The sequence below is a fragment of the Roseateles sp. P5_E1 genome, assembly GCF_054049335.1.
In genome coordinates this window covers 1-735 of the sequence record NZ_JBFUMN010000185.1, presented here as the reverse complement: position 1 = coordinate 735, position 735 = coordinate 1, and the positions used below count along the sequence as shown (strand labels likewise).

Genomic DNA, 735 nt, shown 5'->3' with positions numbered 1-735 from the left:
GTGATGCGCAGCGACAGGTTGGCGTCGGGATAGACGAACTCGCCCTTGCTCTTCTTGTAGTCGGCCAATGCCTGCAGATACAGCGGGCGCGAGACCAGCGACTCGCCTTCGCGGGTCTTCTTCTGTTCTTCCTGCTTGAGCAGCGCCGGCATCACCGCCACCGCGTACTGGATGGCCGGATCGGTGCTGGCTTCGAAGGCGGCACGGTCGGCCTTGAACCACTTCAGGCGCTCGTCCAGGCTGCCCAGCTGCGTGCCGGCCAGCTTGCCGACCAGGCCATCGATGGCGGCCTTGTCGCTGCCCGCCAGCCACTGGTTGAGCACCTCGTTGTTGCGCTGCGCGGCCGGCAGCGCAGCGTACTGGCTGAGCCAGTACGTCTGCAGCTGCTGGTCCATGCGCGCGACATAGCGGCGGTCCATCTGCTTCAGCCCGCCTTCGATCGAGGGCAGGTCGCGCTCCTGGTAACCGGCTTCGCGCTCGGCGTCCGCCTTGGCACGTTCGATCGACAGGCGGTACAGGCTGAGCGCCGAGCCCAGCACGGCGGTGTTGTTGAACTGGCTCACGATCAGGTCGCGATCGCGCGTGGCGCGGCCTTCTTCCAGGTGCTTGATCAGCTGCGCGTGCGCGGCCAGCGCCGGCTTGCCGGCCGCGCCCTGCTGCTTCAGCCACGCCAGCACGGCCGCTTCTTCGGCCTGCTTCTGGCCGGCCGCATCGATGCGCTTGAAGCCATCCAGC

The 735-nt window shown here is 67.5% G+C and carries 1 protein-coding gene; it reads right to left on the bottom strand.

All coding sequences use genetic code 11. The features are described 5' to 3' along the window. A partial coding sequence (locus ACXJKJ_RS30505; RefSeq protein WP_457395176.1) for a S46 family peptidase occupies positions 1 to 735 on the bottom strand: 735 nt, incomplete at both ends.